At 38.1% G+C, this 20,401-nt stretch carries 18 protein-coding genes; 11 read left to right on the top strand and 7 right to left on the bottom strand.

Features of this window, described 5'->3' with window-relative positions; genetic code table 11:
* Positions 1 to 70: 70 nt before the first annotated feature.
* The 3 genes from ydfG (at position 71) to HMPREF3129_RS05245 (ending at position 1,560) form a co-directional block, all read left to right on the top strand.
* The gene (ydfG, locus tag HMPREF3129_RS05255) at positions 71 to 820 is read left to right on the top strand and encodes a bifunctional NADP-dependent 3-hydroxy acid dehydrogenase/3-hydroxypropionate dehydrogenase YdfG (RefSeq protein ID WP_004242991.1); all 750 of its coding nucleotides are present in this window, start codon (positions 71 to 73) and stop codon (positions 818 to 820) included.
* A gap of 97 nt (positions 821 to 917) precedes the next feature.
* Complete coding sequence (locus tag HMPREF3129_RS05250) at positions 918 to 1,274, top strand: DUF1283 family protein (protein WP_004242992.1); 357 nt, start codon at positions 918 to 920, stop codon at positions 1,272 to 1,274.
* Between the two features lie 49 nt (positions 1,275 to 1,323).
* Positions 1,324 to 1,560: a DUF1161 domain-containing protein gene (locus tag HMPREF3129_RS05245; RefSeq protein ID WP_004242993.1), complete on the top strand. Its 237-nt coding sequence runs from the start codon at positions 1,324 to 1,326 to the stop codon at positions 1,558 to 1,560.
* Positions 1,561 to 1,792: 232 nt separating this feature from the next.
* On the opposite strand, the gene bioD is transcribed toward HMPREF3129_RS05245, so the two are convergent.
* The 3 genes from bioD to HMPREF3129_RS05230 all read right to left on the bottom strand — a co-directional run bounded on the left by bioD (position 1,793) and on the right by HMPREF3129_RS05230 (position 4,915).
* The gene (bioD, locus tag HMPREF3129_RS05240; RefSeq protein ID WP_004242994.1) at positions 1,793 to 2,464 is read right to left on the bottom strand and encodes a dethiobiotin synthase; all 672 of its coding nucleotides are present in this window, start codon (positions 2,462 to 2,464) and stop codon (positions 1,793 to 1,795) included.
* A 195-nt stretch (positions 2,465 to 2,659) separates the two neighbouring features.
* Positions 2,660 to 3,871, bottom strand: coding sequence for a sugar metabolism global transcriptional regulator Mlc (mlc, locus tag HMPREF3129_RS05235; protein WP_036918361.1), 1,212 nt, complete (start codon positions 3,869 to 3,871; stop codon positions 2,660 to 2,662).
* 129 nt (positions 3,872 to 4,000) lie between these two features.
* Positions 4,001 to 4,915, bottom strand: coding sequence for a LysR family transcriptional regulator (locus tag HMPREF3129_RS05230; protein ID WP_070486872.1), 915 nt, complete (start codon positions 4,913 to 4,915; stop codon positions 4,001 to 4,003).
* 138 nt (positions 4,916 to 5,053) lie between these two features.
* On the opposite strand from HMPREF3129_RS05230, the gene HMPREF3129_RS05225 reads away from it, so the two are divergent.
* Positions 5,054 to 6,319 carry an MFS transporter gene (locus HMPREF3129_RS05225; RefSeq protein ID WP_036918362.1) on the top strand — a complete coding sequence of 422 codons (1,266 nt, stop codon included), beginning with the start codon at positions 5,054 to 5,056 and terminating at the stop codon, positions 6,317 to 6,319.
* Positions 6,320 to 6,791: 472 nt separating this feature from the next.
* Positions 6,792 to 7,721, top strand: coding sequence for a DNA replication terminus site-binding protein (gene tus, locus HMPREF3129_RS05220; protein WP_036918364.1), 930 nt, complete (start codon positions 6,792 to 6,794; stop codon positions 7,719 to 7,721).
* A gap of 74 nt (positions 7,722 to 7,795) precedes the next feature.
* Here the strand turns inward: tus and fumC are convergent, their stop codons facing one another.
* Positions 7,796 to 9,193 (bottom strand): class II fumarate hydratase, encoded by a 1,398-nt coding sequence (gene fumC / locus HMPREF3129_RS05215; protein WP_004243002.1) that lies wholly within the window; start codon positions 9,191 to 9,193, stop codon positions 7,796 to 7,798.
* Between the two features lie 574 nt (positions 9,194 to 9,767).
* Between fumC and HMPREF3129_RS05210 the strand changes: the two genes are divergently transcribed.
* Positions 9,768 to 11,441 (top strand): YdgA family protein, encoded by a 1,674-nt coding sequence (locus tag HMPREF3129_RS05210; protein WP_023843567.1) that lies wholly within the window; start codon positions 9,768 to 9,770, stop codon positions 11,439 to 11,441.
* Positions 11,442 to 11,528: 87 nt separating this feature from the next.
* Here HMPREF3129_RS05210 and HMPREF3129_RS05205 read toward each other — a convergent pair whose 3' ends face one another.
* A complete protein-coding gene (locus HMPREF3129_RS05205) occupies positions 11,529 to 12,488 on the bottom strand; it encodes a hypothetical protein (protein ID WP_070486870.1) in 960 nt (319 codons plus the stop codon).
* A gap of 559 nt (positions 12,489 to 13,047) precedes the next feature.
* Here HMPREF3129_RS05205 and add point away from each other — a divergent pair.
* Positions 13,048 to 14,049, top strand: coding sequence for an adenosine deaminase (gene add, locus HMPREF3129_RS05200; RefSeq protein WP_004248098.1), 1,002 nt, complete (start codon positions 13,048 to 13,050; stop codon positions 14,047 to 14,049).
* Between the two features lie 68 nt (positions 14,050 to 14,117).
* Here the strand turns inward: add and HMPREF3129_RS05195 are convergent, their stop codons facing one another.
* Complete coding sequence (locus HMPREF3129_RS05195; protein WP_004243014.1) at positions 14,118 to 15,104, bottom strand: bile acid:sodium symporter family protein; 987 nt, start codon at positions 15,102 to 15,104, stop codon at positions 14,118 to 14,120.
* Between the two features lie 22 nt (positions 15,105 to 15,126).
* Positions 15,127 to 16,170: an oxidoreductase gene (locus HMPREF3129_RS05190; protein ID WP_036918365.1), complete on the bottom strand. Its 1,044-nt coding sequence runs from the start codon at positions 16,168 to 16,170 to the stop codon at positions 15,127 to 15,129.
* A gap of 132 nt (positions 16,171 to 16,302) precedes the next feature.
* Between HMPREF3129_RS05190 and HMPREF3129_RS05185 the strand changes: the two genes are divergently transcribed.
* The 4 genes from HMPREF3129_RS05185 to rsxC all read left to right on the top strand — a co-directional run.
* Positions 16,303 to 16,770 (top strand): DUF2569 family protein, encoded by a 468-nt coding sequence (locus HMPREF3129_RS05185; protein WP_012367953.1) that lies wholly within the window; start codon positions 16,303 to 16,305, stop codon positions 16,768 to 16,770.
* Positions 16,771 to 16,863: 93 nt separating this feature from the next.
* Positions 16,864 to 17,445 (top strand): electron transport complex subunit RsxA, encoded by a 582-nt coding sequence (gene rsxA / locus HMPREF3129_RS05180; RefSeq protein WP_004243017.1) that lies wholly within the window; start codon positions 16,864 to 16,866, stop codon positions 17,443 to 17,445.
* Complete coding sequence (rsxB, locus tag HMPREF3129_RS05175; protein ID WP_004243020.1) at positions 17,445 to 18,071, top strand: electron transport complex subunit RsxB; 627 nt, start codon at positions 17,445 to 17,447, stop codon at positions 18,069 to 18,071. The genes rsxA and rsxB overlap by 1 nt, the downstream gene beginning before the upstream one ends.
* A partial coding sequence (gene rsxC / locus HMPREF3129_RS05170) for an electron transport complex subunit RsxC (RefSeq protein ID WP_070486867.1) occupies positions 18,064 to 20,401 on the top strand: 2,338 nt, incomplete at its 3' end. The genes rsxB and rsxC, both read left to right, overlap by 8 nt.

Below are 20,401 nucleotides of genomic sequence, written 5' to 3'. Positions count from 1 at the left end.
CATTTTTCAACTTGACTCTTGTTAACGTTCGCTTTTTACTTTCAAAGATTAAAACAATGAGGATAAGTAAATGATTATATTTATCACCGGTGCTTCTGCAGGTTTTGGAGAAGCTATTGCTCGTCACTTTATTAACCATGGACACAAAGTTATTGGTACTGCGAGACGTCTTGATAAACTACAAGCTCTTCATCAAGAACTGGGCGATCTATTCTATCCTTTACAATTAGATGTCACCGATAAAAAAGCAGTCAGTGAAATTTATCACCAATTACCAGAACAATGGCGCTCAATTGATGTATTAGTCAATAATGCAGGACTCGCTTTAGGATTAAGTACCGCTGATAAAGCCAATCTTGATGATTGGGATACTATGATCGAAACTAATAATAAAGGTTTAGTGCATGTCACTCGAGCATTACTACCCTCAATGGTTGAACGCAATGTCGGGCATATTATTAATATCAGCTCAACAGCGGCTTCTTGGCCTTATATGGGGGGAAATGTATATGGTGCAACCAAAGCCTTTGTTAAGCAATTTAGCCTAGGCTTACGTGCCGATCTTCAAGGTAAAAAAATACGTGTTACTGATATTGAACCCGGTCTTGTGGGGGGAACTGAGTTCTCATTAGTACGCTTTAAAGGTGATACCGATAAAGTAGAACAAACTTATGCAGGAGCAGATGCGCTTACCCCTGAAGATGTTGCACAGGCGGTTTTTTGGACGGCAACATTGCCTGCACATGTTAATATTAATACGCTTGAGATGATGCCTGTCAGTCAATCTTTTGCCGGATTAAGTGTGCACCGACAAAATTAAACGCACTGAAAACTCATTTTTTGTTAAGGGATCATATATACTTGTTGATATAAAATAGTCATTGTTCAGTGCTACATAATTTTAGAGGATAGCCATTATGATAAATACGTTAACTAAGAAACAAGCAACAAGGACTCTGCTATTTTCACTATTTCTTGGTTTATCCGTGTCTTCTTTTTCTTCTGTTGCAGCTTCAACAAATGTAACCATTAATGGCAATGGCTATGATAATGTTTTAGATAAAGAGCAAGCTCGACAAATGAAAGAAGATTGGGATCAAAAACGCGATCTCCGTAATAAAATCAACCAACGCGAAAAAACTGAGTTTAATAAAATAGATAAAGCTATTGATGAGCGTGATGCTTGTTTAAAAAGCGCCAATATCTATGCTTACTGGGAGCCAGAAACACGTCGCTGTTTAGACAGTAATACTGGTCGCCCAATTAACCCTTAATATAAATAAAACAATGATGTTTTAGAAATCAAGCAAGGAGAGAAATGTTATGAAAAAATATCTATTTGCAGTACTGGCTACATTGTTCGCATTTGCACCTTTAGCCGCAAATGCTGGATGTGATGAAGTCGTTCAAGATATTCAACAAAAAATTGAAAATAATGGTGTTCCTGCAGCTAACTTTACCCTAACAGTGGTTGAAAATGATCAAGTTGCACAGACCGAAGGTAAAGTTGTAGGTACTTGTGAAAATGATTCCAAAAAAATCATTTATACTCGCCATTAATCATTGATTAAATAGAATTAATAGCTAAAAGGGTACTTTGTGTACCCTTTTCTTTTTAACTAAAATAGTTTACCTGATTAGGCTATTAATATTTAGTATTCATTGTTAAATAAAAAACACCCAATGAGTTAACCCATTAGGCGTTGATAAGTAATAAGTAAAACTAAATATTAATAGGAAATAAGTTATTGAATAGAAATAACTTATTGTTATTCTCTTTGATTGACCTTAACTAAGCGGGTTGAGCGATTTCTAACTGGCTTAAGTCAAGATAACAAGAGAGATCACGTTCTTCAGGGCGCAATAAATACGGGATTTCACCAATCAATGGGGCTGGAATATGCTGAGATAACCTTTCTACAATTTTTGCATAGTGCGGTAACCCAGGATTAATTCTATTAGCCACCCAACCAACTAGTTCTAAACCATCATTAATAATAGATTGCGCGGTTAGAATTGAGTGATTGACACAACCAGGTTGGATCCCAACCACTAGAACAACAGGAATTTTTTCTTTAGCCACCCAATCTGAATAAAAAGTATTATCATCAAGTAAATAGCGCCAACCACCATTTCCCTCAATAACAACGCATTCAGCTTTTTGGCCCAAATTATTTAGTTCACTTGAAATTTGATGGAAGTCTATTGCATTTTCACTTACATAACAATTTTCTAGCAAAATAGGGTTAATTTCGTCGTAGCGAGCGTCAATAGGTGAGGAATTATGAATAATCTGAGCATCACGATTACGATTACCCTCAACCGTTTCATGTAATTCGGTTGCGATAGGCTTAAAGCCCACTGCTGTTGTCCCGCCACGATTTATTGACTGAAGAAGTGCTCGGGTGACAACAGTTTTACCTATGTTGGTATCTGTCCCCGTAACAAACAAGCGTGTTAACATATAATTTACTTCCGTTATGACAGATAAATCAGGTTTACGAAAAATGACAGAGATTAGAGTTTAGGGTAACACTGTTTATGGTGGCTTGAGTTAGCTCAATTTTTTAGTTAATTGAGTAAAAATAGGGTAATGTAAGTGATCAATTGGCCTACATCTCTATACAGAATACTTTAATTATACTTTATTGTATTATTATTAGCCTTGCATTAACTCAAGTAATAATGAGCCATTATATAAGGCTTCTTTTACTAGTGATGCCGCTGGCAATGTGCCTTTATTGCGCAATTCTGTTTCTTCAATAACCAAATTATGGGCATATCTAGGTAATACATGGTGTTGGATACTACTAAGGATCAGGGGGAAAAGTGCAGATTTTGCTCTACATAGAGGTGAACCTATTAATATTTTTTGAGGATTAAAAATGTTGACCATCACGGCTAAAATAAAACCAAGTCGTTGCGCCACTAAATTAATTATGTCTAATGCTTGTTTATCACCAATTAATACAGCATCACATAGCGTTTCTACCGTAATCGGATATTGATTAAGTATTGAGGTGGGATTTTCTTGCGCCAAGTGCTGTGCTTTTTTAATTAACTGAGGGATCGATATTTCCGTTTCTAAACACCCTTTTGCACCACAATAACATTGTGTCTGTGAATCAATAACTTTTGTATGCCCTATTTCGACGGCACTATGGCTGTTTGAATGTAATGTCTTTCCATTAGTCACAACCCCTGCACCAACAATATCATCAATAACAATTTGCAGAATATCGCTGTTATTTTTGGCTGCACCATAGAGTGATTCAGCCATCGTCCAAGCCGTTACACTGTGTTGTAAAAAAACAGCAACACCTGTTTTTTCCTGAATTTTATCAGCCAGCGGGATATCTTGGATAGCATAGTAAGGAGAGCTATAAATAACGCCACTAATCGGATCAACAATTGCATTCATGGTAATACTAATTGCAGTAAGGCGCTCTACTCTTGATTGATAACGTTGAAAGAATGTATCTATTGCAGCAAGAAAATGATGCAAAAAAGCATCACTATTTTGTTTAGGAAAGTCGAAGGTATCTTCAACTACTAATTGGTTATCTAGCTCTCTTAAACTAAAAAGTAGGCTACCATTATTTACTCGAATACATAAAAATTGCCACCCTTTGCTCTCTAACTTTAAACCAACAGCCGGCCGTCCTCGAAATCCCAAACCAGGAAATTCTGTTTCATGAATAAGGTGTGCTTCGACTAATTCTCGCGTAATTTTAGTAATACTGGCAGGCGCAAGTGTTGCTTTTTTAGATAATGAGATACGAGAAATAGGACCATGTTCATCAATTAATCGAAAAACAGTGCCAAGATTAAATTGTTTTACATGATCAATATGGCTAGGCGGGATCCCCATTTCATCTTATCCTTAATAAAAAAGCCGTAATTAATTCGAAGCTCTAAATAATTATTTTTCGATTATGTCGTCAGTTTGTGATAATTGTACAATAATTACATAAAAATCGTGATGGAAAGCACATATAAATCAAGATTTTTGATCTTCTAAGATATTTTTTAGCAATAATTGAGTCAACCTATTGGCCGCAGCGGGGATCGTTCGTTTGTTATGAGAAACTAACCATACTTCAGAGAAAGCATTCGAATTAGCAAAATGCAGATAATGCACACCATCAACTTTCATACGGGTAAATGATTTTGTCACAATAGAAATCCCTAATCCGGCAGCAACAAGCCCCAAGATGGTCATCGCCTCTCCGGCTTCCTGTGCTATCGTTGGTGTAATTCCCGCAAGGCTAAGCAATTGAATAATTTCATCATAAAGCGCCGTTCCTACATCTCGCTCAAAAAATACAAAAGGATATTGCCCAATATCTTGAATATTTACGCCTGTTTCTTTGTATTCAAGTAAAGGATGCCCTTCATAAACTGCCAAAATAAAAGGTTCACGAAATAGGAGCTGGTGGTGCAAATTATCAGGTAACACCGTATTACGCATAATTCCCAAATCGATGTGGCCAGTTAATAATGGTGATATCTGCTGTTTGGTATTCATTTGATGCATATGAATACCGACTTCAGGATAATTTTCCCTAAATTGACGCAAACTTAACGTAACCAAATGCATAAAAGGTGATGTTGAGGTAAAACCAATTGAAATTTCACCTAATTCTCCTTTTTCCATTCTTGATGCTCGTGTCGCTACCGCCTTAACTTGTGCCATAATTTGATAGGATCCTTTTAAAAACATTTGTCCTGCCGGGGTTAACGAAACAGAACGATTGGTTCTTTCAAGTAAACGAGCCCCTATCTCACTTTCTAAGGCTTGTATTTGCTGACTTAAAGGAGGTTGGGAAATATTTAATCTCTCAGCTGCCTTACCAAAATGTAATTCTTCAGCAACAGCAATAAAATAACGTAAATGGCGAAGTTCTATATTCATAATTTGTATTATTCGTTGATGTAAATGCCTATTGATACTTTAAAAGTCTTATTGCTAATGATTAATATATTAGACAAAAAAATCAAATGTTTCTAACATTGATATAAATCAAATTTAAGTATTGGATAGCCACTTTTTATGGACACTCATGAAATAAGCAGCAAAAACATGGCCCTAAAAGAAGATGTTTCTATCAACACCACTTCTAAACCAAACAGTCCGAAACACTATATCCAGCGTGATGACGCGCTTTATATAAAAGTGACAGTGTCATTTTTTATGGTTGGTTTAGCCACTTTTGCATTACTCTACTTTGTGCAACCTATCTTACCTATCCTATCAAAAGAATTTTCAGTCACCCCAGCAACCAGTAGTCTTGCTTTATCGCTTTCTACAGGTCTTATGGCTTGTGGTCTATTGATTACAGGGCCTCTTTCTGATGCGTTTGGTCGAAAAAATGTGATGGTTATTGCGCTATTTTGTGCGGCTTTTTTCACACTATTAAGTGCCATGATGAATAGCTGGACGGGAATTTTAATTACACGAGCACTCGTAGGGCTATCACTTAGTGGTGTTGCAGCCGTTGCGATGACCTACCTTAGCGAAGAGATCCATCCTGCTTATCTAGCCTTATCGATGGGGCTTTATATTAGCGGTAACTCTATTGGTGGTATGAGTGGCCGTGTTATTACTGGTGTTTTGAGTGATTATTACTCTTGGCGTGTGTCTGTGATTATTTTAGGTATTTTTGCCCTTATTGCTGCTATCATTTTTTGGCGAATATTGCCGACATCACAACATTTTAGGCCAGCAACCTTAAAACCACGTAATCTTCTTATCACAACTAAATTGCATTTTAGAGATAAAGGACTCCCTCTTCTTTTTATTGAAGGTGGCTTGTTAATGGGAGGATTTGTAACCTTATTTAATTATATTGGTTATCGCCTATTAGATGCACCTTATTCATTAACTCAAACAACCGTTGGTTTAATTTCAATTGTTTATTTGAGTGGAACTTATAGCGCATCGAAAGCAGGCTTATTAACCAATAAATATGGATTAGGTAAAGTGTTTATTGCCGGTGTTTCTATGATGCTAGCGGGTATATTAATTACACTATTTGACTCTCTAGCAATTATTTTTATAGGTATGCTTATTCTAACTACCGGTTTTTTTGCTGCCCATGCGGTAGCAAGTAGTTGGGTTGGACGTCGAGCTAAACGAGGACGTGCGCAGGCCTCTTCTCTTTATCTATTTACCTATTATGCAGGCTCGAGTATTGCGGGAACACTAGGTGGGATCTTCTGGGTCAATTTTGGTTGGCTTGGTGTTGGTTTGTTTATTGCTTTTTTAATGTTAACAGCACTATTAATCGCACTGCGCCTTAATCGAATAGCACAATAAAAAGTCATAATTTTCTGTCTGTTAATTTATAAAAACCTATTGATAATAAAGAAAATTGTGACTTTACTTTGCTTTTTTTAATATGGATTCTCTATTTTGAAAAGGACAACAACCATGACTTTAATAAAATTACCAATAATACTAGCAACACTATTATTTACATCTATATCTGTTGCCACAGTAGACAACTGTCCACCGACTAAGCCAGATTGTGTAGACGAATATACAGCTTTTCATTACCCTCCTGAAGAAGATTAAAAATAAAACCAAGCTAGCTTAAAAAAACCGCATATAACGATATTTAAGAAAAATATCATCAACAAAGTGCCCTTTTATCGCTATACTGTATAAATAAACAGTATAGCGTGATTTTTTAATTTTCACCCTACTAGACGATATACATTCCACTGAAGTTTATGTATTGTTTTTAATAACGGCTAATTGTATGTTGTAACTAAATAAGGTTATAGAGATGAGCAAATATGATGCAATACAGCGATTTAATCTCTGTTTTCAACAACTTGAAACAGAAATCAATGCTCTTACCGATTTTCTTCGTCAGTTAAAGCAACTTCCTTCTGCGGTTTTTGAATTACCTGAGGTAAGTAAAGAAGATGAACATGATGAGATAACAAATGTTACAGTGTCACCTAGTTATGATCTTGATGCTTTAGAACTCTCTTTAAAATTAATGACCAATCTCTTTATCTATGATAATGCCCCACATGTCAGTAGCAAGCGTGCGATACGTTTACCGGGGGTACTCTGTTTTAGTGTCAGCAATCCTGTATTTAAGAATGTAAAAACACAAGTAGAGAGCATTAATTCATTAAAAAAACAACTTTCAGATATTGTGACGAAAGAGTCTGGTATTTCGAAAGAAGAACGTTTTGATTTTGTCCATAATCAGCTAAAAGGCTTAATTACACTTAATGCTTATCGCACCCTCACCCTACTTTCTGATCCTGATACAGTACGTTTTGGCTGGGCCAATAAAAACATTATAAAAAACTTAACTCGTAATGATGTGTTAGCTCAGCTAGAAAAAAGTCGAGAGGCCAATCGCGCCGTACCTCCTTATACTAGTGAACAATGGGCTGAACGTATCGATAAAGAGATAATGACCCTTTCACAACTCCCGGAAAATGCCAAATTAAAAATTAAGCGTCCAGTGAAAGTCCAACCTATTGCCAGAGTTTGGTATTCGGAGCAACAAAAACAGGTACAATATGCTTGTCCCCTACCATTATTAGCTTTCTACATTGATAAAGAGTCAGACTTTAAGCCCATAATAGGTGAATTAGCTGATTATGATGTGAATAATATTCAAATTCGCCATCGTCCTAAAGCCAAAAAGTTACAATTACTTATTCCACGCTTACATTTATATCTTGAAAAATAAGCAATAGAAAAAAATCCCGCTATCTGGGATAGCGGGATCCAATATTGTACTAGATAAAATAAGCGTATAATTGCTTATTTTTTCATACTACCAACCATATCTTCTGGACGTACCCAGCTATCAAATTCTTCTGCTGTCAGGTAGTTCAGTTTCAGTGCAGATTCTTTCAGCGTTAAGCCCTCTTTATGAGCTTTCTTCGCGATCTCTGCAGCTTTGTCATAACCGATATGGGTATTTAATGCCGTAACCAGCATTAAAGACTCATGCAATAATTTATTAATACGCTCACGGTTTGGTTCAATACCAATAGCACAATGCTCGTTAAAGCTACGCATACCATCAGCCAATAAACGCACTGATTGTAGGAAGTTATCAATAATCATTGGGCGATATACGTTCAGTTCAAAGTTACCTGAAGCACCACCGATATTGATAGCAACATCATTACCCATAACTTGAGCGCACAGCATGGTCAACGCTTCACACTGAGTTGGGTTCACTTTACCTGGCATAATGGAGCTACCTGGCTCATTTTCTGGAATAGAAATTTCGCCAATACCGCAACGAGGGCCAGATGCTAACCAACGTACATCATTAGCTATTTTCATTAATGAGGCAGCTAAACCTTTTAACGCACCATGAGAATGAACCAGTGCATCACAGGTTGCTAATGCTTCAAATTTGTTAGGAGCCGTGACAAATGGCTGACCTGATAATTCAGCGATACGTTTAGCAACGCGAACTGCGTACTCAGGATGTGTGTTTAATCCTGTACCAACCGCCGTTCCTCCCAACGCAAGCTCACACACATGAGGAACTGAATCTTCGATATGTTTGATATTATGCTCAAGCATCGCCGCCCAACCGGAGATTTCTTGACCTAATGTAAGTGGTGTCGCATCTTGCAGGTGAGTACGACCAATCTTGACGATATCATGGAAAGCTTCTGCTTTCTCTTTAAATACTTTCAGTAATGATTTTAATTCCGGCAGTAAATCCTGACGTAATGCGATAACAGCAGCGACATGCATGGCCGTTGGGAACACATCATTTGAACTTTGACTTTTGTTAACATCATCATTCGGATGAATTTTGCGTTCCATGCCACGGATACCACCGAGTATCTCACTACCACGGTTAGCTAACACTTCATTCATATTCATATTTGATTGAGTGCCAGAACCGGTCTGCCAGATTGCTAATGGGAATTCAGTTGGGTGTTTACCTGCCAGCACTTCATCAGCAGCAGCAATAATTGCATCTGCACGTTCTTTAGGTAATAACCCGAGATCCATATTGACACCGGCGGCGGCTTTTTTGGTTAAAGCAAGCGCGTGGATCAGTGCAACAGGCATTTTTTCTACTGAAATACGGAAGTGTTCTAGAGAACGCTGCGTTTGAGCTCCCCATAACTGGTCAGCTGGTACTTCGATTTGTCCCATTGAGTCTTTTTCAATGCGAGTGGCTGCCATTTCAATCTCCTTAAGTACACAGAATAATTGATTAGTTCCGAATTACTTTCTAGTAAATAACTCGGATACAGCTATCATGCCATAAATAGAATAATAAATATGAGAGCTAAAGCGAGCTTATGAAATTTATAACAGAATGAAATTGGTTGATTTTTCTGATTAAATGAGGTTGGCTCACGATAATATTGGTGTTTTTGCTCTCTATTTATAACCATATTAATTACAAGCTTTTATTCTGTATCATAAATACAAATATGGCTTAAATAAATATACTTTTAATCCAAAAAAGACCAAAAAACGACATTTTTATCTTTAATTGCCTTATTTAAGTTATCTATAATTATTTCTCTTTAAACTCATTGTGTTAGCTTATAACTAAGTAAGTTCTGATTGCGTTCTTATTTCACTAAATCTATATTTACAGAGAATATAGATAGCAATTAATATACGCTAATTATCTATATTCATATTCAGAGTATTGATAACCAAAACCAATTTGTTGGATTGTTTAAGGGTAGCAAAACAATCTTAAGAACGTATGCTACGAAGCATACACAGAGGATGGACTAGAATTATGAAGAAATCGCTTGTCGCTGTTGGTGTTATTGTTGCACTAGGTGTTGTTTGGACCGGTGCATCATGGTACATGGGCAGTAAAATTGAAAGCCGCTTACAGGAAGAAACCAAACGCACTAACGTTCAATTAGCGCAACTTGCTAAAGAAAGCCAATTAGGTGCGGATATTAAACTTGAAATTCGTGACTATAAGAAAGGCGTCTTTACTTCTACTGCTGATCTTGCGGTTGTGATTTCAGAGCATGCCAAATCAGATGAAGATAAAAAAGTAGAAGAAGTGCTCTTTAAGACGGATATTGACCATGGGCCATTCCCTCTTTCTGATATTGCTCAATTTAATCTAGCTCCTAAGTTAGCAGCAATGAATAATACTTTAGTGAATAATGAGACCACTAAAGATCTATTTAAGTTGACCAAAGAGCCATCATTTATTGATATGCACTCTTCTTTATCGTTTGATGGCAGTGTATCGGGTAAAGTTAACATAAATCCTATTAATTACAGCAAAGAAGGTAGCCAGTTAACAACATCTGCGTTTCAGATTGATTTTTCTTCCGATAAAAATGCAACAAACATCTCAACAGCAGTAAAAGGTGATGAAGTCATTGTTAAGAAAGGTAATGATGAAACCTTTACGCTGAAAAATATTGCAGGCTCTGTCGAAGGAACTAAAGTTAAAGACGATCAATATCTATTTGATACACAAACACTGAACTTTGGCGATATTACCTTTACGAGCCAAGATAAGTCATCTAATTTCACTTTAAAAGATACTTCTCTTGCTACTAAGAGCCAAATTAAAGATAAATTATTCTTTATCACTCAAGATTATAGTTTTAAATCTCTTAATGTTGGTGGTTTTGATTTTGGTGCGGGTAAATTTGCTTACTCAATTGATAAAGCAGATCCAGATGCGATGTTGCTATTAACAAAAGTTTATAACAGCACCTTCTTACCTTGGAATCAAAATAAATACGATAATTCAGCGATGATTGAGCAAGCTGTACGTGATGTTTTGGAAAAAGGTTTAGTATTCCGTATCGATGAAGCATCGCTTACCAATAGCAGTGGCGCAAGCAAACTAAACTTTAAGTTAGATTTAAATGCGTTCAATGCTGATGCACTGAAAAAAGAAGACAAGGCGCCTTCAGTTCTGTTTAATGAATTGTTTAATAATATCGATTTTAATATCGATCTTTCTGTACCAATGCTAACGGAGTTCCGTAGTACCACACAATACCTTGATGTTATGCGTTATTCTGAAAAAGGCTTAACAGACGAAGATAAAGCTGAAATTCAGAAAACAACCGCTAACGACATGGCACAGTTAAAAACTGAATTACAGCAAAATATCAATCAAATTTCTCAAGACGAGAAAGATGCTCTGCCATTGATGCTGTTATCACAAGACGGTAATAAACTGTCTTTAAACCTGAACTATGCTGCTGATAAATTTACTATGAACGGTAAAACTTACAGCTTTGATGAGTTTATGGAAGTAACACAAGCCCCTCAAATGTTAGGTTTAGCGGCGATGTTATTCGGTGCGGGTGCTTCTTCTTATGATTATGATGACTCTGATTATCCTGAATATTCAGAAGAGCCAGATCAAAATGATGCAATAGAAGAGCCACAAGTTGAGATCCCAGCAGCACCTGCTGAAAACAATTAATTTTAGTCACTGATACCATACAGTCACAGTCACTAATCAATAAAGCCCCCTATCACCATTCTTATGATAAGGGGCTTTTTATTGTTATTAACAATCACAATTGGGCTTAAACACTTCGCGTGTGCCCCAATCATCTTTACAACATGAATCAATCGCTTTATGCATTATTTCTGCAAGGGTATTAACTGTTGATATAATAGTAGAGAGCTCTTCACAAACATGACGACACGTTGAATTATCTTTATTCAGATCAGGAAGTTTAGGTAATGTTAAACTGTCACATAGAATTTCTTGCAGAACTAAAGAAAAATTAGCGATACCTGTTGTGTATATATAAGAGCGTCCTCCCGTCATCTGCGCTAAGCGTACATACTCTTTCGTGATGTTATCTCTATCAGCAATAGTAGGAAAGCGATCCACATTAGAGGGATCATCATTAGGCGTTCCCTGATAAGTATATACTTTTACTTTTTCGCTTCTAGCAACCACTATTGCCTCATTGTTTTTAAGCACAGCGGCTTGTGTTAATACACCTCCGCCACCTTCCATACCTTCATCACCTAAGACAAAAATTGCTCGACGAGCGCCATCTCGCCAATCGAAATATTTACACACATCAATGACGGCTCGGCATAAATCTTCTTTATTTCCAGCATGATCTCGTCCATCAGCCTCTTTAAATGGCGCTCTTGCTTGTAGTTTGTGAGCAGATACACCTTGTGTCATTAAATAGTCAGTCACTGAGCGATCGAACTTAGTATTATCCCACGTACCTTCTATTCCTAAAAAAGTGACTCTTAAACTTGATGGGCAACGTCCTAATACCTTTTGAACAGCATCATCTATTTGTTGACTTAAATCAGAAGATTCATCAGCCATTGAGCCACTTGTATCTATTACCACAACTAAATCTAAAGCAACATTGCCATCTCCTGTCTCCATTTGTGAACTTAAAGTAGGGTTAGCAGATGGTGGCGGAATTATTGGTTTAGCTATTTGTTTATTACTATCATTATTTATTAAACTATTATTTGATTTTCCATTCATATTCTCGCTCCAATATATGCAATATTAAAAATAAAGTGATTAGCCTTTTTCTAGCAAGAATATATTATGATTTTATTTTGTTTGTTCACTTCCTTATTAAATATAATAGATTTGTTATTTTTTAATATCCCAATATTATTAACAATAATTAATAAAACAATCACTTTATTTATAATTAGATAATCAGCCCTTCCGCTAATAGACATTCTTAATTCTTACTAACACCTATCAGTATATCTGATAGCTTATATCAAAAAGTATGATATATTTGTTTTTAAAGGAAAAATTACATTTTCAGCCAAGTTGATAAGAAGCATCAACTATACTGAAAAATAAAGATAATAAATGTACAGTATTAATTTGAAAATAATTTTTATCATCGAAAAATACAAAAAAAACGCCTCTTTATGTATTAAAAATAAGCAACTTTAGTTTAATTTATAGTGAATCAATTGAAAATCATTCATAATAATAGGCAATTTATTACTTTATTCCCCTTAAAAGAAAGTCACCATAACAAGTGGATTTTCATTATTATTATTAAAAAGGAAAATAACACGTGATTGACACACAGTTGCCTTTAACCGATTTGCACCGCCATTTAGATGGAAACATCCGTCCGGAAACAATTTTAGATTTAGCGCAACAACATAATATTGCCCTACCTGCCTATGAGCTAGAAACATTGCGCCCACATGTGCAGATAACTAAAAATGAGCCTAGCTTAGTGAGCTTTTTACAAAAGCTAGATTGGGGCGTTGCTGTACTCGCCGATTTAGACGCTTGTCGCCGTGTTGCTTATGAGAACGTCGTCGATGTTGCTAATGCAGGTATTGATTACGCAGAATTACGCTTTTCACCTTACTATATGGCCATGAAGCATCAATTACCGATTGAAGGTGTTGTTGAAGCAATTATTGATGGTGTACAAAGTGCCTTACACACTTATGATGTTGAGATCCGTTTAATCGGCATCTTAAGCCGTACTTTTGGTGAAAATGCCTGCCAGCAAGAATTAAATGGTCTATTAAAACATCAAGATAAAATCACCGCACTTGATTTAGCTGGCGATGAATTAGGTTTCCCTGGGCATTTATTCCAACCTCACTTTAATCGTGCTCGTGATACTGGTTGGAAGATCACCGTTCATGCAGGTGAAGCGGCTGGTGCTGAAAGTATTTGGCACGCGATTAAAGAATTAGGGGCAAGTCGTATTGGTCACGGTGTTAAAGCCATTGAAGATCCCCGTTTGATGGATTATCTCGCAGAGCACCAAATTGGTATTGAATCTTGCTTAACCTCAAATATTCAAACCAGTACTATTGCCTCTTTAGCACAACATCCTCTTAAGAAGTTCTTAGAGCACGGTATTATCGCCTCACTCAATACTGACGATCCGGCCGTGGAAGGTATTGAGTTAAAACATGAGTATACTGTTGCTGCTCCTGCGGCGGGTTTAACCGCAGCACAAATTCGCCAAGCACAAATTAATGGTCTTACTATGGCTTTTATTAGCCAAGCTGAACGTGATGCATTAATTAAAAAAGTGAGTTTAGGTTAATATTAACGAAAAAATACCGCCTTATTGCTAAGGCGGTATTTTTATCTTTTGCTCTATTTTTACAGTGACTACTGATGGTGTTTTTTAGCTTGATTAGCATAACGCTGAGCTAATATGGCACAAACCATTAATTGAATTTGATGAAATAGCATCAGCGGTAATAGCATGATCCCCACCGTTGCTGCGGGAAATAGTACATTTGCCATGGGAACTCCATTCGCCAAGCTCTTTTTCGAGCCACAAAATACAATCGTGATTTCATCAGCTTTATTAAAGCCAAGCCATCTTGCACTATAAATATTAATAACAAGTACAATAGCCAGTAATACACAACTGACAATGGTGATAGTTAATAATGACCAACCGTCAATTTTATGCCAAATACCTTCAACGACGGCTTCACTAAATGCAACATAAACCACCAGCAAAATAGAAGAGCGATCGGTTCTATTCACTAACATCTTATGATTATCAACCCAACGGCCAATTAATGGACGAGATAAATGACCGATAATAAAAGGCACCATTAGTTGTAATAAAATAGATTGTATCGCCCCCGCAGTATCAAAATGCTCAGCAGAGCCTTGTGTTTCCATTAAAAAACCCACCAGCACAGGGGATAAAAATACCCCTAAAATGCTTGATGCTGATGCACTACAGATTGCCGCTGCTACATTACCACCAGCAACAGAAGTAAAGGCAATAGCGGATTGTACTGTCGCAGGTAAAGCACAAAGATATAAAAATCCCATATAAACGGTAGGTGACATCCAGTCAGGCACCATAAACTGTAGTCCCAACCCTAGTAATGGGAATAAAACAAAAGTACTGGCAAAAACCACTAAATGTAAGCGCCAATGACCAAGTCCTGACAATATCGCTTCTCTAGAAAGCTTTGCCCCATGCAAAAAAAACAATAAGGCAATCGCAGCCGTAGTGAGATGTTGAAAGATGACTTTTATCTCACCTTGCGCAGGTAATAATGTTGCGAGTATGACCACCAAGATCATAATCATTAAAAAAGAGTCAATTTTTAGCTTTTGCCACCAAGACATGGTTTTCGTCACTCCCTAATGTTTACAGCTTAATTGTGGTTTTTGATTGATTTGAAAGGCTACCGGCTTCAATTAAACGCATAACATTAATGGCTTGTGACACAGTAACAGGACTCTCTTCACCAAATGCAATCGCACGATAAATTTGCTGATAATAAGCGGGATAATTACCTGATAGAGTCGGTAACTTTGTTGTTACTAATTCACCACTCTCTGTCGATAATGTTAATTCACCCTCTTGAGGATCAGCCCCCCAGTTATACATTTCAGTCGGAAGATAACCCGCTTTTAATGCATCTTCTTGGGTATCTAAACCATATTTTACATAACTGCCTTTGGTCCCATGAATAGCAAAAATAGGCGTAGGTGAGGCAACCAACATAGAGGCATGTAAAATAACTTTCAGATGACCATAGTCTAATAGTGTATGAAAGTAGTCAGCATTTTTAGCATTAGGGCGCAACTGAGCAATATCAGCAGTGATTGCATAAGGTTGACCAAAAAGACATACCGCTTGGTCTAGTAAATGAGGGGCCAGATCGTACCAAAGTCCTCCACCAAGTCCGGCATCTTCACGCCAACGTTGGCGCACAGCGGGTCTAAAACGATCGAAATGCGCTTCATAGGCACTGACTTCACCTAATGTTTTATCGGCGAGTAATTTTTGAACGGTAAGAAAACCGGCATCCCAACGACGATTATGAAAAACTGAGAGTAATCTCTTAGCTTCTTTCGCTTGTTGTGCCAATTTTTCTGCTTCATCGAGTGTCAAAGTAAAAGGTTTATCGACAACAACATGTTTACCGTTTTTTAAGGCTTGTGAGGCGTAGGTATAGTGAGTGTTATTAGGTGTTGGAATAACAATTAAATCGATGTCTGGATCATCAATCAGTCGTTGTGGGTTGGCATACACCGTAATATTAGGAAAATCAGCGATAACTTTACTTTTATCAGAGCTTGAAATGGCTGATAGTGTTAACCCCTCAGTGGTACAGATCAGGGGAGCATGAAAGGTTTTACTTGCATAACCATAGCCTATAATCCCCACGTTTAAATTTTTTGTCATAACCCTATCCCGCTTTTATCTTTTTATTCTATAAATGAAAAATGACTTTCACTTCTACAGCTAAATAAATAATAACAAAGTTTGTGATAATATCTCGTTTAGAACTTAGTATAATAGTAGGATCTTTGATTAATGAAATTAAAACCTCAGACAAACGTTTTGCCCCAGCAATCCCCTAAAGCCCCTATTACGGGTTGGTTACTTGCCCCTTTGGCTTATTTGCTGTTGTCGATAGTGGGCTTAGGTTTAATGTCTGTTTTATATTTAATACGATATTTTTCAGATTTTTCGATTATCCACCAGCTACCTTTTCATGTGGTATCAAGCTGGTATCTTTCCGTGTTAACAACATGGGCGATGTTTGCATTTACCGCTTATTTATTAAGACAGTTCTTTTACCGCGCTAAAAATTTTCCTCGTTTATTTATTATTTGGTTATTAATTAACTTATTGTTGGCGATAAAAAGTTTCGGTTTCGCCCCTGTTGATGATCAAACCGCGGTTAAGTCACTATTATGGGCCGTTATGGCAACTGTCTGCTTTGTGCCTTATATCAAATATGCTAAGCGTGTCCGTGAAACTTTCACACAAGATCGATAACTTCATACATTTCAGCTTGATATTATACTCGCCCGTTTAGCCTCTTTATTTTATGAGGCTTTTTCTCCATTTTTTAACAATTTTGGCATAGCAATGACTGATTACTTGCTTTTATTCGTTGGTACCGTCTTGGTGAATAACTTTGTACTCGTCAAATTCCTCGGTTTATGCCCATTTATGGGTGTATCAAAAAAATTAGAAACCGCGATAGGAATGGGGTTTGCGACAACGTTTGTCATGACGATTGCCTCTATTAGCTCTTGGCTAATGGATACCTTTATTTTAGTTCCCTTAGACTTACTCTATTTACGTACACTCAGCTTTATTTTAGTGATTGCTGTTGTGGTGCAATTTACAGAAATGGTCGTAAGAAAGACGAGTCCAACGTTATATCGTCTATTGGGGATTTTCTTACCTTTAATTACCACCAACTGTGCCGTATTAGGGGTCGCATTACTGAATATCAATCAATCACATACCTTTATGCAATCAGCAGTATATGGTTTTGGTGCTGCGGTAGGATTCTCCTTAGTTATGGTGTTATTTGCAGCCATTAGAGAAAGACTGGCTGTCGCCAATATTCCTGCTCCTTTCAAAGGCTCTTCTATTGGCTTAATTACTGCGGGTTTAATGTCTCTTGCCTTTATGGGTTTTAGTGGTTTGGTGAAACTGTAATGAATTCTTTATGGATAGCAATTGGTGTACTGGGTGTGCTAGGGCTTCTATTCGGCCTGATTTTAGGTTATTCCGCTCGTCGCTTTAAAGTAGAAGAAGATCCTATTGTGGAAAAAATTGATGCCATATTACCACAGAGTCAGTGTGGTCAGTGTGGTCATCCTGGTTGTCGCCCTTATGCAGAAGCGGTAGCTAATAATGGAGAAATGATTAACCGTTGTGCACCGGGCGGTGAACAGGTTATGTTAAAAATTGCCGAACTGATGGGGGTTGATCCACAACCACTTGACGGTGATGAAGAAGCATTAAATCCGGTGAGAAAAGTGGCTTTAATTGATGAAGACAACTGCATCGGGTGCACAAAATGTATTCAAGCATGCCCAGTGGATGCCATCGTCGGCGCTACTCGTGCAATGCACACCATAATAGAAGATCTCTGCACAGGGTGTGATTTATGTGTTCCACCTTGCCCAACAGACTGTATTACTTTAGTTCCTGTGAAAATGACGACCTCTAATTGGAAATGGGATTTAAATACTATCCCTGTAAGAAATATTCCTGCAGAGCCAGAAGAAACACCCGAAGATGAACCGTCATTAAAGACGGAGGATAACGCTCATGTTTAATCTCTTTTCGTTATTTAAAAAAGATAAAATTTGGGATTTTAAAGGCGGTATTCATCCTCCCGAAATGAAATTACAATCAAGTCGCACGCCTATGCGTATTGCCCAGTTACCGGATGAGGTTACCATCCCTATTCATCAACACTTAGGTACTCCTGGGCAACTTTGCGTTAAAGTGGGTGATCATGTTTTAAAAGGCCAAGCCTTAACTCGTGGCGTAGGAAGAACATTACCTGTTCATGCTTCTATATCAGGTACGGTTACGGCAATAGAGCCATTTCCAAGCACTCACCCTTCTGGTCTGCCTGAAATTGCAGTGAAAATTGTCTCTGATGGTAAAGACGAATGGCGAGAAAAATCACCGCTAGTTGACTATCAATCACAAAGTAAAGAAGTATTGCTTACCCGTATTCATGAAGCAGGCATTGCTGGATTAGGGGGAGCGGGTTTTCCAACAGCCACAAAATTAAAAGGTGGTGGTGATTTAGTTAAAACGCTCATCATAAATGCCGCTGAATGTGAGCCTTATATCACAGCTGATGACAGACTTATGCAAGAGCACGCAGATGAAGTTATTGCGGGTTGTCAGATATTAATGCATATACTGTCACCGGATGAAGTGCTGATTGGTATTGAAGATAACAAACCTGAAGCTATTGCCGCCTTAAAACAAGCATTAGCAGCACTCACAAATGAAAAACGTATTTTTATTCGGGTGATCCCTACCAAATATCCATCTGGAGGCGCTAAACAGTTAACCAAAATATTAACGGGCAAAGAAGTTCCTTCTGGCGGTCGCTCCTCTGATATTGGCGTATTAATGCAAAATGTGGGGACGGTAGTGGCAATTAAACGTGCCATTATCGATGATGAACCTTTAATTGAACGTGTCGTCACCGTAACTGGACAAGGGGCTAAAACCCCAGGTAACTTTTGGGCACGTTTAGGTACTCCTATTTATGCACTTATAAAACAAGCAGGCTTTGTTGCTGGCTCTGAGCAGATGGTCATTATGGGGGGGCCTTTAATGGGCTTCACCTTACCTGACTTAAATGCCCCCGTTATAAAAATTACTAACTGCTTATTAATTCCCTCTCCAGAAGAGATGGATACAGATAATATTGAAGAAGCCTGTATCCGTTGTGGTCAATGTGTTGACGCCTGCCCTAGTGGTTTACTACCACAACAACTTTACTGGTTTAGTAAAGGGAAAGAGCATGAGAAAGCGCAACAACATAATTTATTTGACTGCATTGAGTGCGGGGCTTGTGCTTTTGTCTGCCCTAGTAATATTCCATTAGTGCAATATTACCGCCAAGAAAAAGCAGAAATACGAGAAATTGATGCGGAAGCTAAGCGAGCGGCTGAAGCTAAGGCACGCTTTGAAGCGAAAAAAATCCGTATGGAACGAGAAAAGCTTGAACGTGAGGCAAGACATCAACGTGCTGCAGTTAAGCTTGATGATCACCAACAAAATGAAGTGCAATCTGCACTTTCTCGTGTAAAAGAAAAACATAGCATTGGCAAAATTATTGCTGTTAAAGCAGGAGAACAACCTGACAACGCAGCGGCTATTGCTGCACGCAAAAAACGTAAAGAAGAAGCCCGAGCAAAACAAGCTGCTAAATTGGCACAACAGGTACCACAAAATACCCATACCACCGCCGATGCAGAAAGTGATCCGCGCAAAGCCGCTGTAGCGGCAGCATTAGCTCGCGTAAAAGCTAAAAAAGCCCAACAAGCGCAAGCAAACGCAGAAATAGACACACCTGCTGAAACTCCGGCTGATGCTGAGGTAGAAACCGATCCGCGCAAAGCTGCTGTGGCCGCTGCTATTGCTCGGGTAAAAGCTAAAAAAGCCCAACAAGCGCAAGCAAACGCAGAAATAGACACTCCTGCTGAGGCTCAGGCTGAAGTGGAAACCGATCCGCGCAAAGCCGCTGTGGCTGCTGCTATTGCTCGCGTAAAAGCTAAGAAAGCTCAACAAGCGCAGGCAACTGCAAAAGTAGACACACCGGCTGAAACTCCGGCAGAGGTGGAAACTGATCCTCGCAAAGCCGCTGTGGCTGCTGCTATTGCTCGGGTAAAAGCTAAAAAAGCCCAACAAGCGCAAGCAAACGCAGAAATAGACACTCCTGCTGAGGCTCAGGCTGAAGTGGAAACCGATCCGCGCAAAGCCGCTGTGGCTGCTGCTATTGCTCGGGTAAAAGCTAAAAAAGCCCAACAAGCGCAAGCAACTGCAGAAATAGACACTCCTGCTGAAACTCCGGCTGAGATGGAAACCGATCCACGTAAAGCTGCTGTGGCTGCTGCTATTGCTCGGGTAAAAGCTA

It is taken from the genome of Proteus sp. HMSC14B05 (assembly GCF_001808035.1).
Taxonomy (GTDB): Bacteria; Pseudomonadota; Gammaproteobacteria; order Enterobacterales; family Enterobacteriaceae; genus Proteus; species Proteus mirabilis.
Note: the sequence above shows the minus strand (reverse complement) of the source record. Positions and strands in the feature narration are given on the sequence as shown.

Bases quoted from the DNA above. Each gene is read 5' to 3' on its own strand.
- ydfG (WP_004242991.1), top strand. From the start codon at position 71: ATGATTATATTTATCACCGGTGCTTCTGCAGGTTTTGGAGAAGCTATT.
- HMPREF3129_RS05250 (WP_004242992.1), top strand. From the start codon at position 918: ATGATAAATACGTTAACTAAGAAACAAGCAACAAGGACTCTGCTATTT.
- HMPREF3129_RS05245 (WP_004242993.1), top strand. From the start codon at position 1,324: ATGAAAAAATATCTATTTGCAGTACTGGCTACATTGTTCGCATTTGCA.
- bioD (WP_004242994.1), bottom strand. From the start codon at position 2,464: ATGTTAACACGCTTGTTTGTTACGGGGACAGATACCAACATAGGTAAA.
- mlc (WP_036918361.1), bottom strand. From the start codon at position 3,871: ATGGGGATCCCGCCTAGCCATATTGATCATGTAAAACAATTTAATCTT.
- HMPREF3129_RS05230 (WP_070486872.1), bottom strand. From the start codon at position 4,915: ATGAATATAGAACTTCGCCATTTACGTTATTTTATTGCTGTTGCTGAA.
- HMPREF3129_RS05225 (WP_036918362.1), top strand. From the start codon at position 5,054: ATGGACACTCATGAAATAAGCAGCAAAAACATGGCCCTAAAAGAAGAT.
- tus (WP_036918364.1), top strand. From the start codon at position 6,792: ATGAGCAAATATGATGCAATACAGCGATTTAATCTCTGTTTTCAACAA.
- fumC (WP_004243002.1), bottom strand. From the start codon at position 9,193: ATGGCAGCCACTCGCATTGAAAAAGACTCAATGGGACAAATCGAAGTA.
- HMPREF3129_RS05210 (WP_023843567.1), top strand. From the start codon at position 9,768: ATGAAGAAATCGCTTGTCGCTGTTGGTGTTATTGTTGCACTAGGTGTT.
- HMPREF3129_RS05205 (WP_070486870.1), bottom strand. From the start codon at position 12,488: ATGAATGGAAAATCAAATAATAGTTTAATAAATAATGATAGTAATAAA.
- HMPREF3129_RS05195 (WP_004243014.1), bottom strand. From the start codon at position 15,104: ATGTCTTGGTGGCAAAAGCTAAAAATTGACTCTTTTTTAATGATTATG.
- HMPREF3129_RS05190 (WP_036918365.1), bottom strand. From the start codon at position 16,170: ATGACAAAAAATTTAAACGTGGGGATTATAGGCTATGGTTATGCAAGT.
- HMPREF3129_RS05185 (WP_012367953.1), top strand. From the start codon at position 16,303: ATGAAATTAAAACCTCAGACAAACGTTTTGCCCCAGCAATCCCCTAAA.
- rsxA (WP_004243017.1), top strand. From the start codon at position 16,864: ATGACTGATTACTTGCTTTTATTCGTTGGTACCGTCTTGGTGAATAAC.
- rsxB (WP_004243020.1), top strand. From the start codon at position 17,445: ATGAATTCTTTATGGATAGCAATTGGTGTACTGGGTGTGCTAGGGCTT.